This window comes from Streptomyces laurentii, from assembly GCF_040635425.1.
Taxonomy (GTDB): Bacteria; Actinomycetota; Actinomycetes; order Streptomycetales; family Streptomycetaceae; genus Streptomyces; species Streptomyces laurentii.
On the sequence record NZ_JBEYHT010000008.1, the window covers coordinates 122459 to 135059 of the forward strand.

Genomic DNA, 12601 nt, shown 5'->3' on the forward strand with positions numbered 1-12601 from the left:
TCTCATGGGTATATGAGGCTCAGGAACCGTCCTCTGGAATCCGCCACGTTCGACTGTGCCGAAGCCGGATCCGGGTGGGGATCCGGCAGCTATGCGGAGACCATTCGGGCGTCGCGGCCAGGAGGTGCGGCGAACATGGGCTGTCCTGCTCAGAGTTTTTCGACGTTGACGCGTACGACGAGGGTGATCCGTTCGCCGCTCGTGATCGGCCGTACGCCGTGGACGTGGTCGCGGGTGGCGGGGAAGGCGACCAGGGTGCCGAGGGGAGGCTTGATCTCCTGGGGAGGGTGCTCGAAGAACAGCTCGCCCCCGCCGTAGGAGTCAGGGGTGCTGAGGCTGATCACGAGGGTGAGGTCGCCGCCGACGACGGGCTGTCCGTTGGTCCGGGCGCGGTGGCGCTCGATGTCGGTGACCTCGTCGTGGTGGGCGACGAAGCCGACGCCGGGGCCGTAGCGGTAGATGACCGCCGACTGGGTGGGGATGCGCATCGGAGCGATCTCGAAGTGGCCGCGGACGTGGGCGGCGCAGTGGGAGATGACCGCCTCCTCCAGGTGCGTCGGCACCTCGACGTACTCGCTCTTGCGCAGCGTTTCGTCGATGACGCCCTGGTAGGTGCGCGGGCGGGCGGTGTGGTTCTTCACGTGGTCCGTCAGCACTTCGCAGAGGCTGAGCGGGATGGCGCTGTCCTCGACGAGCGGCAAGCGGCTTTTCCATGTCATGAGGTGGTCTCCTTCCACCAACGGGTGCCTTCGGGCGAGTCCTCAAGGACGACGCCCTGCTGGGTGAGCTGGTCGCGGATCGCGTCGGCCTCGGCGAACTCCCGTGCCGCGCGGAGTCGGTCGCGTTCCCTGACGAGGTGATCGATGACGGCGTCGCTCTGGGCGGAGCCGGGGATGTCGAAGCATCCGAAGAGACTGTTCACGTCCTCGATCAGCCGCAGTGCGGTCGGACCGGTCGGCTCTTCCGCGCGGTTCTGCTCGCGGATGTACTGGAACAGGACGGCGAGGGCCCCGGGGGCGTCGAAGTCGTCGTCCAGGCATTCCCGCATCGCCTTCCATGCCTCGGCCGCGCGCGCGGTGTTCGCCGGGCTGTCGGTATGCGCGGGGTCGATGGTCCGGGCGAAGTTCTCGATCCGGCGGCGCGCCCCTCGGGCCTGCTCCAGGGTGGAGTCGTTCAGTTCCATGGAGGAGCGGTAGTGCTGGGAGAGGAAGGCGTAGCGCAGGGTTCGGGCGGACGCCCGGGTGAGGGCGTCGCGGATGGTGAGGAAGTTGCCGGTGCTCTTGGACATCTTGTCGCCGTCGACCCGCAGCAGACCGGTGTGCATCCAGTAGCGGGCCAGGGGCTCGATGCCGGAAGCGGCTTCCATCTGGGCGACTTCGGCTTCGTGGTGCGGGAAGATCAAGTCCACCGCGCCGCCGTGCAGGTCATAGGAAGGCCCGAAGAAGGTCTCGGTGATCGCGGTGTCCTCGATGTGCCAGCCCGGCCGGCCCTGGCCCAGTTCGGTCTCCCAGTACGGCTCGCCGTCCTTGCGGCCTTTCCACAGGGCGAAGTCGCCCGGGTTGCGCTTCTTCGAGTGGTCGTCGATCCGCGATACCGAGTCTTCGGGGCGGAGTTCGGTACGGCCGGAGAGCTTGCCGTACGCGGGGAACGAGGCCAGGTCGAAGTACCAGCCGTCATCGAGCTGATAGGCGTGGCCGCGCTCGATCAGCCGCTTGATCTGGTCCACGATCGCGTCGATGTGGTCGTGGGCCCGCGCGTGGATGTCGACGCGGGTGTTGCCCAGCGCGGCCATGTCCTCCAGGTACTGGTTTTCGAAGTGGGCCGCGATCTCCTCCGGCGGGACACCCTCCTCGGCCGACCGCCGGATGATCTTGTCGTCGACGTCGGTGATGTTCTGGAGGTACGTGACCTCGTACCCGCTCGCCACCAGGTACCGGGCGATGAAGTCGAACTGCGTGTACGTCTTCGCGTGCCCGACGTGGCTGGGGCCGTACACGGTGGGTCCGCACACGAACATCCGCACCTCGGCCTCCCGGTCGGGGCGGAACTCTTCCGTGCGGTTGGTCAGCGTGTTGTGGACCTTGATCGACATCATGCCTCCTGTGTCAGCGGATCACGCAGCGTACTGACGCCCGGACCCATGCGCTCACCGGAACCGGCGCGTTCCCTGAAGGGGATGAATCGCGGGGCCGGCTCATTGGCGAAGACCGCCGCCTCGCCGCCGAGGAGGTGGCGGTTGGCCTCCTGGTACGCCCTGCGCACGGCCTCGATCGCCCCGGGGCTGAGGTCCATCCCGACCGTGTGGCAGAACTCGCTCAGGGCCTCGCACCGCCGCTCCAGGTCGACCATCGACAGGGGGTCGCACTGCTGGGCCTCGATCAGCAGGGTCTCCTGCTCGCTGTTGATCAGGCCCAGGGCGCCAAGAGAGTGCAGCTTCCACTTCATGTTCGGCAGCAGTCGGCCCGAGCGGGCGTACATCCAGTCCACGACTTCGTCCAGCGCCCCGGAGAGAACGAAGTGGCCCGTGGGCACGCCGACCCGCCGCGCCATGCGCAGGGGAATCTCTCGCACGTCCCAGGTGATCCGGTTGTGCAGCCGGTGGGCCTCGTGCCCCAGTCGCTCAAGCCGCTCTTGTGTCTTGCGGGCGATCAGCGCGCCGAAGGCGCTCTCGCGGTCGAACAGCGGCTCGCCCTTGTTGCTGTAGGCGTCGCACTTGTCGCTGTTCCACGTCGTGCGCGGGTCAGCCTCGTACGCGAACAGGAGCTGGTGGACGTTGACTTCCATGCGTCCCCAGGGGACCGGCAGGTGGAAGCTGAACTCGGGGATCCAGGAGGGGAGTCGGTCGCGGACCAGGGTGTAGGTGTCCGCCGGTCGCGGCCTCCACTCGTCCACCTTGAGTGGGACGTCGAGGATGACGGCCAGGTCGAAGTCGGAGTCGGTGCTGAACCGGGTGATGTTGCGGGGTGCGATGGCCGAGGAGGACAGGACGTAGAGCGCCTGGACCTCGGGCATTGTCTTGAGCATGTCGAGCAGTCCCCTGGCCGCAGCGCGGGCCTGGGCTTTCAGGTCTCTCACGAGAACTCCTGGTCAGATGATCGGGCGATCCATTACGGAGCGGAGTGCCGGGACAAGCCCCGGCGCGATGCCGCCGTGGGTGCGCTGGATGTGCGCGAGGGACGGGCTGCTGTTGCCCTCGACGACCACCGGTCCGCCGGGCGTGAGAGCGATGTCCCAGCCGATGAAGGGCACTTGCGGAAAGAGGCGGGCGCACCGCTCGGCCAGCTCACGGACTTCCGTCATGCGGGAGATCCGGTGCTCGGCGAACGGCACCGAGCTGACCGGGTGGCGGGTGTGGGCGTTCAGGTACCGGTCGTAGCCATGGCGGTCGAGTCTGCCGTCGGAGTGGACGCGGATCTGCATGCCGCCGCCGGCCGAGTTGTCCGTGGTGCTCTCGGCACCGCCGAGCTTCAGCATCACGTACAAGACCTCGGCGGCGCCTTCGCGCAGCAGGGTGATCACGCGGAACGTATTGAGGCCGTACGGGTTCAGTACGTCCAGGTCGGAGTGCTGCGTGACGTGTTGCTCCACCAGCCACGTGCCCCACCGCCGTGCGTAGGCCGGCAGATCGAAGGCGCTCTCGCCAGGGCGCGTGATCGTGACGCCGGATCCACCGCTGGAGTAGCGGGAAGGCTTGACCACCACGCGCCCGTGCCCGGAGGCGCGGTCCAGGACCGCAGGCAGGGGCACCGGTTCGCCGTCCGAGGTCATGCCCGCCCGGTGGTCGCCGCTCGCGATCATTGCGGGCTGCGGGATGCCGGCGGAGGCGAGGATCTTCTTGCAGGACGTCTTGTCGTCCAGGTCGATCGTGTCCCGGTTCACGCGGGGGAGGAGACGGTGGAACAGGGCGGTCTCCGGCAGGTACGAGCAGGCCAGCTCGGTGGACACTTCACGCCGGTATCCGCCGTAGCGGAAGTAGTGGAAGGGCAGGCAGCGCCATCGCACGGAGACCGTCACCAGGTCCCCGGCGATGCGGGCCATGCTCTTCTTGTCCTCGTCGCGCAGCATCGCGGGGAGGTGTTCGTCCCGTATCTGCCGCACCTGGTAGGGGAGGAATCGCACACAGGAGACGCGGGGGAGTACGCGGGTGCGGAACCATTCCTCGGTCATGGCCTGGCGGTGATTGAAGCCTCGGTTCGCGGGGCTCTGCATGGTGCACTCCAGATGGGCCCGCCCCGGCCGGCAGCCCGGGTGGGAAGGACACCGGGCAGGGTGTGGAAGAGATGCCGGCCTGGGCGGGGGCTTGGGTGTTCCGCGGGGGTGCCCGCCCCGGTACGCCCTGTGTCGGGGGACTGAGAGGCGTACCGGGGCGAGCGTCCGCTCGGGCGGGCGGGAGAGTTCGGCCGCCCACCGGAGCGGAGTCTGTTACGGGCGGACGGGGCGCATCACGGCGAACGTGACCGGCAGCAACCAGACGCCGGGCAGGCCGTCCAGAACGGCGGCCCTGCGGTCCCGGTCGACTTGCCGCAGATCGCGGATTCGGTGCCAGTGGTCCCCTTGCTGGACCAAGTCACCGACGCGGACGCTCTTGGCGTGAGCGCCGACCACCGAATACCCGAGGGGCGTGCGGTTCACCGGCCGCTCCCGATGGCGTAGACCAGGAGAGCGATCAACCCGCCGACGAAGCAGACGTACGCCATCTCGCCCCGGGTCACCGGACCTCCTTGGCGAGGAGAACATGGCCGCGCCGCTTCAGACTGCCGCTCGCCTCTGCTGGCGGAACCCACACCTGCGGAGCGCTGCCAATGAACTGGCGCCGCACGTCGTAGGCCGTGGTTCCGCCTTCGAACCTTCGTGCTCGGCCGGAGCGTGCGAAGGGCCGGCTGGAACGTATGCCGCCGTCTCCTTCGCTCTCGGCCGTCATGCCGTTCAAGCGCCGCAGCAGGTGGGCGAGGTCGCGCATGTGGGCGTGCAGCGAGAAGGCGGTCGCTCGCGGGCCGGGGGTCGCCGCCAGCAGAGCTGCGGCCTGTCGGCGGAACTCGCCGTCCTCACAACTGTGTTCGCCCGGGGTGTCGAGGTACGCCCGGAGGTGCCGAGTGAGCACCGCCGAGTGGCTGTCGAGGTCGGCACGCGTGATGGTGCCGAGCTGGGACGCGAACGCCTTGGCGGCGATCGCGGCCACGGCGTGGGCGGCCTGGGGCGAGGGTCCTTCCGGGCCCTTGATCCGGGTGTGCGTCATGGCTGTCTCCTGTGCCCTGACGCACCTCGGGGGTGGCACGTCAGTGGGGGTGAAGCTCTGGTTGACGAACTCTGGCGCGAGCCTGATCTCGCATGACGGCACATCAGCGTTCGTCAGGCGTCGCTCCGTTGGCGGATTCAACGAATCTCCCGCCATGAGCAACGATGGCGCACGAGAAACGTTGCGGGCAACCCCTCGAAGTTAGAAACGTTGCTACCTTGCTGACTGGCATATGACAGGAGTGGGGTGCGCTGTAACCTGGCGAGCCACCGAGGAGGTGGGGCATGGCCGAATCCCGGCCGAACGTGCACAGGAGACGATTCGGGTCCGCGTTGCGATCGTTGCGCAGAGCGGCTGGATTCAGCATGGAAGAGGCAGCCACACGCCTCGGTCTGCACGGCAAACCCGCTCTGAGCAAGATCGAGAACGGGAAGCAGCGCGTCTCTGGGATTGGCCTGACCGCGATCTTCGAGATCTACGGGGTGGAGTCGGAGGAGACTCGAGCCAAGGTCAAGGCGATGGCCGCCTTGGCGGCTCCAGGAAAGCGGACGAATCTGCTCGACGAGTACCAGGATGCGATCCGGGAGCCCTTCGAGGACTACTTGCTCCTGGAGGGGCTCGCGGAACGGTCGGAGACTCTCTTCCTTCAGGTGATCCCGGGACTGCTTCAGACTCGCGCGTACGCAACCTCGATTGTTGAGCGAAGCAAAGCGTGGAGTTCAAAGCGGGAAGTCGACCGCTTCGTCGACCTCCGACTGCGCCGTCAAGCGGTCCTGACTCGGGAGAATCCGCTGAACTTGTGGTGCATCCTGGATGAAGCTGTGTTGCATCGCGCGGTAGGCGGCCCGGAGGTCATGAGGGATCAGCTCGAATCGCTGTTGAGGGTGACGGAGGAGCATGAGCACGTAGGCATACAGGTACTCCCCTTCGGCGCCGGAGCCCACGCGGCCCCCGACGGCTCGTTCCAGCTTCTAGGATTCCAGATGGGGTCGCCGGTTGTTGTGGTCGAGACTCGGACAACCAGCGTGTACCTGGAAGAAGATGCAGACGTGGAGCGGTACCAGTCCGCGTTTGACGACCTCCGCGCGCAGGCGCTTGACCTGCATGGATCTCGTCACCTCATTCAGCAACTGATCAAGGACGCCAAGACATGATGACCAACGTCGACCTGAGTAACGCCCAGTGGGCGAAGAGCGACCTGTCCAGCGGTGGCGACAACTGCCTCGAAGTGGCTTTCGTCGGCGATGTGGTGGCGCTGCGCGACTCCAAGGACGTCGGCAAGGAAGGCGCTTCCGTCCTGGTCATCAGCCGTGAGGACTACGCGCTCTACACGCAGTCCGTGCAGGCCGGCCAAGCCAACCTTTTGCCGTAGTAGGTAGCGCCAGGCCTCATAGGTGAAGCCCCCCGGCCGCGAGGCCAGGGGGCTTTCTTGTGTCGCCGTGAGGCGGCTCTCATCCTTGTTCTCCCGCGGCTTCCGCAGCCTGCCCCTCCCGCCGGGCGCGAGCGGGGTGCCGTTTCGGAGAGGGGCAGGAGACGAACGTTCTTCCAGCTGCCTACTCGCAGCCCACGCCGTCGCCGTCGCGGTCGAGATGGCGTGCGTACCCGGGGTCGCCTCGGTGGATCGGGGCGGCTCCCGCAGCGCGGACCGCGGTGCAGTTCTTGTAGTAGACGCTTGCGCTTCCGCCTCCCCCCGTGCTTGAGGAGCTACCCGAGGAAGAGCCGCCCGAGGAGGAGTCGTCGGAGGTGTACGAGTCGTCTTCGTCCGGGCTCGGGGCGGGCTTGGGGTGCAGCTCGGTGTCCGGTGTGCTCGGGCACTTGGTGCCGGGCGCGGTGACCTTGAGGTATGCGGTCGTGGTCTTCGGGTGCTGGACCCTCTCGCCTGCCTCGGGCTCCTGGAAGCAGACGGTCCAGTCGTCGACGGAGGCGGGGAGGGAGACGTCGGTGTACGCGCTCTGGGTCTCGATGCGCCGGAGGTGCAGCGGCTTGAGCGTGTCGGACGCCGTGGCGAAGGTCTGGCCCGCGACCTTCGGCATGTTCGGGTACGGAATCGGCTCGCCGTCCTTGGTCGGGCACGGGTCCTCTGTGCGGACCACTCCGAAGTCGAGGGTGGGCATCGTGCCGGCCTTCTTGCCCGCGGGGGTCTGGAAACAGACTTTCCAGTTGTCGCCGTCCCCCTGCCCGGCATCTGCGTCGGAAGCGTCGTGCGAGACGGCGGCGTACCCGACCTTGTACGCGGCGGCCTTCGCCTGCTTGAGGTTCTGGCCGACGTAGTTCGGTGCTTCGGACGGGCTGGGGGTCGGAGTGGGCGTCGGCGACGCACTGGCGCTCCGGGAGTCGACCGGCTTCGGCTTGGCGTCCGCCTCGGCCTTCTCCGGCGGGTCGCTGAGGAAGGGAACGAGGAACCACAGGCCGGCGAGGACGGTGGCGACGATCTTCTGCCCCTTCCCCCACCGGCTGGTCCACGCGAGCGCGATACCGCCGGGCGGGAAGACGACCAGGGCCGCGATGACGAGCGCCGGGTGATGCCACCAGCGCCTGGCCGGTGCCGGGGAATACGGATTCGGGGGATGACCGTATGGCGGGGGCTGCTGGGGAGAGCCGTAGCCGGGCGGCGGCATCGACATCGTGTGCTCCTGGGCGACGTGAAGTTGAGCGCTCAACGTACACAGGAGATTCGCACTCTGTACGCGAATCTACTGAAATGAGATGACCGGCGTCAGGGCTTCAACGAGAACCAGGAGCGGACACCCCTCGGGCCCGGTGCGGGAGTCTCGCGCTACGGGCTGAGTCACGCCGGAAGCCGTGCCTGGAGTGCCGCCCGGCGGGGTCGCGCATTGCTAGTCCGCCCCCGACTCGGGCTTCGCCAGGGAGCGTTCCGCGACGCGGTGGAGGTGGGTGGCGAAGACCTCGGGGGCGGCCGGGGTGAGGGTGCGGAGGGCGACCATCGCCGTGATGATGACGTCGCAGAGTTCGGCCTCGACGTCCTGCCAGGTGTGGCTGTGGCCCTTGCGCGGGTTCTGGCCGGTCGCGCCGATCACCGCCTGGGCCGTCTCGCCGACCTCCTCGGACAGTTTGAGGACCCGCAGCAGCACCTCCTGGCCGGGCGGCAGGGTCTGATGGGCCGTGAGCCAGGCGTGCAGGCGGGTCACGGTGTCCCACGGGTCCAGGGCGTCGGGGATCACCGGAGTCTCCGGGCGGTCCGGGGCGCCGGTCCCTTCGGCTGCTTCAACTGCCTCGACTGCGTCGATTGCCTTGGTGGGGTCGTCGCTCATGGGGGCAAGCTTCCCAGCCCATGCCCCGCCCCTCACCCCCGTCCGATGTACGGCATCGTCGTCGCCATCACCGTCGCGAACTGCACGTTCGCCTCCAGCGGCAGCCCCGCCATGTGCACCACCGTCGCCGCCACGTCCGCCGTGTCCATCAGCGGCTCCGCCGCCGTCTCGCCGTTGGCCTGCAGGACGCCGGCCGCCATCCGGGCCGTCATGTCCGTGGCCGCGTTGCCGATGTCGATCTGCCCGCACGCGATCCGGTACGGACGGCCGTCCAGGGACAGGGATTTCGTCAGGCCCGTCAACGCGTGCTTCGTCGCCGTGTACCCGATCGAGTGAGGGCGTGGGACGTGCGCCGAGATCGATCCGTTGTTGATGATCCGGCCACCCTGCGGGGACTGTTCCTTCATCGTCCGGAACGCCGCCTGCGCGCACAGGAACGCGCCCGTCAGGTTGACGTCCACGATCGCCCGCCAGGTCGCCGGGTCCAGATCCTCGACCGGGGTGCCGCCGCCGGCGAAGGTACCCGCGTTGTTGAACAGCAGGTCCACCCGGCCGAACCGGCCCCGTACCGCCTCGAACAGGGCTGTGACCTGCTCCGATGACGTCACGTCCGTCGGGACGACCAGCCCCCGGCCGGGCGGCAGCGCCGCGGCCGTCTCCTCCAGGGGCGCCCGCCGGCGGCCCGCGAGGGCCACCGACCAGCCCGCCTTCGCGAGGGCCCGCGCCACGCTCCGGCCGATGCCCGACCCCGCTCCCGTCACCACCGCGATGCTCATGGCCGCGCAGCGTACGGCACCGCGCGCACTTCATTCTCACTCGTCCGACACGCGGATGTCCCGCTCGCGACGACACGAGGTCGCTCCGCGTGACTGCAATATCGGAAGGACACCATCCGTCTGGGGAGGGGAACATGACCGACCATCAGACCCACGCCGACGCGTTCCGCGCCGCCGCCCGGAATCTCGGGCGCCGTCGCTTCCTGACCACCACCGGCGCCGCCGCCGCGCTCGCCTTCGCCGTCAACCTGCCGGCCGCCGGTACGGCCGCCGCGGCGGAACTCGACCCCCGCCGCATCCGGGAGGACCCGTTCACCCTCGGGGTGGCCTCCGGAGACCCGCTGCCCGGCTCCGTCCTGTTGTGGACGAAGCTCGCCCCGCGCCCGTACGAGACGGGGAACGGCCTGCCCGCCGGCACGCGGGTCACCGTGCGCTGGGAGATCGCCCGGGACGAGCGCTTCACCAAGGGCGTACGGCGCGGGACCGCGCTCGCGCACCCGGAGTTCGACCACACCGTCCACGTCGAGGTCGACGGCCTGGCGTCCGGCCGCCCGTACTTCTACCGGTTCCGCGCCGGCTCCTGGACCAGCCCGGTCGGCCGGACCCGCACCGCGCCCTCGGCCAGTGCCCGGACCACCTCGCTCCGGCTGGCGGCCGTGTCCTGCCAGGCGTACCACGAGGGCTACTTCACGGCCTACCGCCACCTCGCGGCCGAGGACGTCGACGTCGTGTTCCACCTCGGCGACTACCTCTACGAGTACGCCGTCACCGCCGCCGGCGGCGCCCGCGGCTACACCGACCGCACGCTGCCGGACGTCTTCAACCGGGAGACCGTCTCCCTGGAGGACTACCGGCTGCGCTACGCCCTCTACAAGACCGACGCCGACCTCAAGGCCGCGCACGCGGCCCATCCCTTCGCCGTCACCTGGGACGACCACGAGACCGAGAACAACTACGCGGGGGACACGCCCGAGGACAACGGGCCGTCCGACGCGTTCCTGATCCGCCGCGCCGCCGCCTACCGCGCGTACTGGGAGAACCAGCCGCTGCGCCGGCCGCAGCGCCCCACCGGCCCCGACATGAAGCTGTACCGGCGGCTGCGGTTCGGGCGGCTCGCGCAGTTCGACATCCTGGACACCCGCCAGTACCGCTCCGACCAGGCGTACGGGGACGGCTGGCAGACGCCCGGGCCCGAGTCCGAGAACCCGGCGCGCAGCATGACCGGCGGCACCCAGGAGCGCTGGCTCATCGAAGGCTGGCGCAATTCCCGCGCCCGCTGGAACGTCGTCCCCCAGCAGGTCCTCTTCTCCGAGCGGCGCAGCGTGCCGAACCCCGCGTTCAAGCTCTCCATGGACTCCTGGGACGGCTACCCGGCCTCCCGGCAGCGGATCCTGGCCGGGGCGCTGGCGACCGGCATCGACAACCTGATGGTGCTCACCGGCGACGTCCACGTCTCGTACGCGCTCGACATCAAGGCGGACTTCCGCGACCCTGCCTCCCGGACCGTCGGCACCGAGATCGTCGCCACCTCCATCAGCAGCGGCCTCAACGGCGCCGACCGGCCCTCCAACTACGACTCCCTCACCGCCGCCAACCCGCACATGCGCTTCTTCCACGGGCGGCGCGGCTATGTGACGGTCGCGCTGGGGGAGCGGGAGGCCCGCGCCGACTTCCGTACCGTCGCCTCGGTGACCACCCCGGGCGCGCCCGTCACCACCGCCGCGTCCTTCGTCACTCAGGCGGGGCGGCCCGGTCTGCACGCGGTCTGATTGGGCCGGGCCCGTACCCGGCGTGATTGGGCCGGGCCCGTACCCGGCGTGATCGGGCCGGGCTCGCATCCGGTGTGATGCGGGCCCGGCCGTATCCCCCTTCGAACCGTTCCGGGGCCCACCTACGATAGGGAAGGTTTCAACAAAACGAGCGGATAGCGGACAAGCGAGCGGGCGGGGGAACGATGGAGGAGCACATACCGGGAAGCGGCGGCCGGTCCACGGCGAAGGGGGCCCCGGACCCCACGGTCCTGGAGCCCTCGGTCCCGAAGTCCCGGGTCCCGGAGCCCTCGTCCGTCACCGGACCGGTCGTCGCCTCGCCCGCCGCGCGGCGGGCCGGGCTGCTCCTCGTCCTCGTGCTCGGCGGTCTCACCGCCCTCCCCCCGCTGTCCATGGACATGTACCTGCCGGCCCTGCCGGAGGTCACCGAGGTGCTGCGGGCCCCCGCCGCCACCGTCCAGCTCACCCTCACCGCCTGCCTGGCCGGCATGGCCGCCGGCCAGCTCGTCGTCGGCCCCATGAGCGACAAGTGGGGCCGCCGCCGGCCGCTGCTCGTCGGCATGGTGCTGTACGTCCTCGCCACCGCCGTCTGCGCCTTCGCCCCCACCGTCGAGCTGCTCATCGGCTTCCGGTTGCTCCAGGGCCTCGCGGGCGCCGCCGGCATCGTCATCGCACGCGCCGTCGTCCGTGACCTGTACGACGGCGTCGAGATGGCCCGCTTCTTCTCCACCCTCATGCTGGTCTCCGGTGCCGCGCCGATCGTCGCGCCCCTCATCGGCGGCCAGATCCTGCGGATCACCGACTGGCGGGGCGTCTTCCACGTCCTCGCCGCCGTCGGTCTCCTGCTCACCCTCGCCGTCTGGCGCTTCCTCGGCGAGACCCTGCCGCCCGCACGCCGCCACACGGGCGGCATCGGCCATGCCCTGCGCACCATGCGCGGGCTGCTCGCGGACCGCGTCTTCACCGGCTACACCCTGGCCGGCGGGCTCGCCTTCGCCGTGCTCTTCTCGTACATCTCCGCCTCGCCGTTCGTCGTCCAGGAGATCTACGGGGCCTCGCCGCAGACCTTCAGCCTGCTCTTCGGACTCAACTCGGTCGGGCTCGTCGCCGTCGGCCAGATCAACGGCAAGCTGCTCGTCGGCCGGGTCAGCCTCGACAAGGTCCTCGGCGTCGGCCTCGCCGTCATCCTGTGCGCGGCCCTCGCGCTGCTCGCCCTGACCAGCGGCGTGTTCGGCGACCCGGGGCTCGTGCCGATCGCCGCCGGACTGTTCGTGATGATGTCCGCGATGGGCCTCGCGACGCCCAACACCAACGCCCTGGCCCTTATGCGCACCCCGCACGCCGCCGGCTCCGCCGCCGCGCTGCTCGGCACCTCCTCCTTCCTCATCGGCGCGGTCGCGTCCCCGCTGGTCGGCATCGCCGGCGAGGACACCGCCGTCCCCATGGCCGTCGTCCAGGTCGCCTGCGCCCTCGGCGCGCTCGCCTGCTTCCTGCTGCTGTGCCGTCCGTGGGCGTCCCGCCCCGGGCGCGCCGCTTCCACGAGCTGAC

Annotated in this window: 13 protein-coding genes; 4 read left to right on the plus strand and 9 right to left on the minus strand. The window is 69.5% G+C overall.

Features of this window, described 5'->3' with window-relative positions; translation table 11 throughout:
* Nucleotides 1-149: 149 nt before the first annotated feature.
* From ABZ693_RS07935 to ABZ693_RS07960, 6 genes are all read right to left on the minus strand, one after another.
* Nucleotides 150-719, minus strand: coding sequence for a 2OG-Fe(II) oxygenase (locus ABZ693_RS07935; protein ID WP_359874582.1), 570 nt, complete (start codon nt 717-719; stop codon nt 150-152).
* Nucleotides 716-2095 carry a cysteine--tRNA ligase gene (gene cysS, locus ABZ693_RS07940; protein ID WP_359874584.1) on the minus strand — a complete coding sequence of 460 codons (1380 nt, stop codon included), beginning with the start codon at nt 2093-2095 and terminating at the stop codon, nt 716-718. Before cysS ends, ABZ693_RS07935 begins: the two co-directional genes overlap by 4 nt.
* Nucleotides 2092-3075: a hypothetical protein gene (locus ABZ693_RS07945; RefSeq protein ID WP_359874585.1), complete on the minus strand. Its 984-nt coding sequence runs from the start codon at nt 3073-3075 to the stop codon at nt 2092-2094. Before ABZ693_RS07945 ends, cysS begins: the two co-directional genes overlap by 4 nt.
* A gap of 12 nt (nt 3076-3087) precedes the next feature.
* The gene (locus ABZ693_RS07950; protein ID WP_359874587.1) at nt 3088-4209 is read right to left on the minus strand and encodes a sugar-transfer associated ATP-grasp domain-containing protein; all 1122 of its coding nucleotides are present in this window, start codon (nt 4207-4209) and stop codon (nt 3088-3090) included.
* A gap of 213 nt (nt 4210-4422) precedes the next feature.
* Nucleotides 4423-4632, minus strand: coding sequence for a ubiquitin family protein (locus ABZ693_RS07955; RefSeq protein WP_359874589.1), 210 nt, complete (start codon nt 4630-4632; stop codon nt 4423-4425).
* A gap of 76 nt (nt 4633-4708) precedes the next feature.
* Nucleotides 4709-5236 carry a hypothetical protein gene (locus ABZ693_RS07960; RefSeq protein ID WP_359874591.1) on the minus strand — a complete coding sequence of 176 codons (528 nt, stop codon included), beginning with the start codon at nt 5234-5236 and terminating at the stop codon, nt 4709-4711.
* 284 nt (nt 5237-5520) lie between these two features.
* On the opposite strand from ABZ693_RS07960, the gene ABZ693_RS07965 reads away from it, so the two are divergent.
* Together ABZ693_RS07965 and ABZ693_RS07970 are read left to right on the plus strand one after the other, a co-directional pair.
* On the plus strand, nt 5521-6390 hold the full coding sequence (locus ABZ693_RS07965) for a helix-turn-helix domain-containing protein (protein ID WP_359874593.1): 870 nt from the start codon (nt 5521-5523) through the stop codon (nt 6388-6390).
* A complete protein-coding gene (locus ABZ693_RS07970; RefSeq protein ID WP_359874595.1) occupies nt 6387-6608 on the plus strand; it encodes a DUF397 domain-containing protein in 222 nt (73 codons plus the stop codon). Before ABZ693_RS07965 ends, ABZ693_RS07970 begins: the two co-directional genes overlap by 4 nt.
* A gap of 181 nt (nt 6609-6789) precedes the next feature.
* Here ABZ693_RS07970 and ABZ693_RS07975 read toward each other — a convergent pair whose 3' ends face one another.
* The 3 genes from ABZ693_RS07975 to ABZ693_RS07985 all read right to left on the minus strand — a co-directional run bounded on the left by ABZ693_RS07975 (nt 6790) and on the right by ABZ693_RS07985 (nt 9284).
* The gene (locus ABZ693_RS07975) at nt 6790-7896 is read right to left on the minus strand and encodes an excalibur calcium-binding domain-containing protein (RefSeq protein WP_359874597.1); all 1107 of its coding nucleotides are present in this window, start codon (nt 7894-7896) and stop codon (nt 6790-6792) included.
* Nucleotides 7897-8073: 177 nt separating this feature from the next.
* Entirely contained in the window at nt 8074-8508 is a 435-nt protein-coding gene (locus ABZ693_RS07980) for a MazG-like family protein (RefSeq protein ID WP_359874599.1), read from the minus strand.
* A gap of 32 nt (nt 8509-8540) precedes the next feature.
* Nucleotides 8541-9284, minus strand: coding sequence for an SDR family oxidoreductase (locus ABZ693_RS07985; protein WP_359874601.1), 744 nt, complete (start codon nt 9282-9284; stop codon nt 8541-8543).
* Between the two features lie 134 nt (nt 9285-9418).
* Here ABZ693_RS07985 and ABZ693_RS07990 point away from each other — a divergent pair, with 134 nt between their 5' ends.
* Nucleotides 9419-11053 (plus strand): alkaline phosphatase D family protein, encoded by a 1635-nt coding sequence (locus tag ABZ693_RS07990; protein ID WP_359874603.1) that lies wholly within the window; start codon nt 9419-9421, stop codon nt 11051-11053.
* A gap of 185 nt (nt 11054-11238) precedes the next feature.
* Nucleotides 11239-12600 (plus strand): Bcr/CflA family multidrug efflux MFS transporter, encoded by a 1362-nt coding sequence (locus ABZ693_RS07995; RefSeq protein ID WP_359874605.1) that lies wholly within the window; start codon nt 11239-11241, stop codon nt 12598-12600.
* The last annotated feature ends 1 nt before the right edge of the window (nt 12601 follow it).